Annotated in this window: 1 protein-coding gene; it reads right to left on the minus strand. The window is 40.7% G+C overall.

What is annotated here, in order from left to right; all coding sequences use genetic code 11:
- Positions 1-240: 240 nt before the first annotated feature.
- On the minus strand, positions 241-789 hold the full coding sequence (locus Q0314_RS06080; protein WP_298057540.1) for a DUF5625 family protein: 549 nt from the start codon (positions 787-789) through the stop codon (positions 241-243).
- Positions 790-1,096: the final 307 nt, after the last annotated feature.

Raw genomic sequence — 1,096 nt, forward strand, 5'->3', positions numbered from 1 at the left:
CCCAAAAGACGCGAAAATCTTGATGCTCGTTTTGGTCGCTAGCAAAATGCAGAACAGCAAATTTAAAAAGAAGCCTAAATTTGCCAAATTTTGCGCCACGTCCGCCTTTGACGTCATCAGGCAATATTTGATAGCCAGGTTAAAATTTGCTCCCGAACGGATTTTTCGCTATTGCTTTTAAAGCCCGCAAGCTAAATTTACTTTAGCGCCAGCGGTCGCTACCGATACAAATTTTGTCGTCTACTTTGCAAAGTCGTAATTAACCAAAATTAGGGCATTAAAGTTCTCTAGCTCCGGTTTATCGTCTATCGTTTCTACGATGACCCTATATACCCCCGCCATTAATTTGCCCATAAAAATAGTTCTCGTCGTTCCAAATTTAGCCTCTTCTCCTAGCTTGATAACGCCGTCCAAGATAGTCCTATCGGCATCATTTTTTATGGCCATTAGCTTAAATTTTAGAGAAAAGGGATGATAGACGCGTTTAAACCGATCGTCAAGCAAATATTTTTCTACCAACTCGTCATAGGCGTTGTCATCGAGGTTGCTTTGTATATTTCTAGGATAATATAAAGCGACAAAAGTTTTCCAACTATTTTCCTCAATCCTTACGAGAAAATCTACCTTATTGCCTTTTTTGCTGATATCGATCGGTTTGGTGACGGGAGCTGCGGATGCATCGCTAAAGCCTAAAATATAAGGCCAATCTGCATGAAAGAGACCGAAATACCACGCTACCGGCGTGAGTAATACTAGCGCTAATATCGAGATAAATATTCTTTTTCTCATTTTACAGCCCTTTCAAATATATTTATTGAAATAAAAGCTACGCTAAATTTATCGCTCGGCGGCTTAAGGTAATATAAATAATGGATATCAAAAAATATTTAGGATCGGTTCGCGTCCGGGTCGGGTAAATTTAGCCGAGCAGCATTTACAAAGCCATTTAAACGAACCCAAATCTACCCGTCAAACCCAACCTTCTTATCCTCGCCGAAATTTGAGCTCATCTCGCGTTTGATCTCGCTTTCAAAGTCGCCCATCGTAAATATCCCGTCCTCGCGCACGGCGACTTTTAGAGCCGTATTTTTAAGTG

The organism is uncultured Campylobacter sp. (genome assembly GCF_938040115.1).
GTDB lineage: Bacteria > Campylobacterota > Campylobacteria > Campylobacterales > Campylobacteraceae > Campylobacter_A.

Coding starts and splice junctions, on each gene's coding strand:
- Q0314_RS06080 (WP_298057540.1), bottom strand. CDS start 789: ATGAGAAAAAGAATATTTATCTCGATATTAGCGCTAGTATTACTCACG.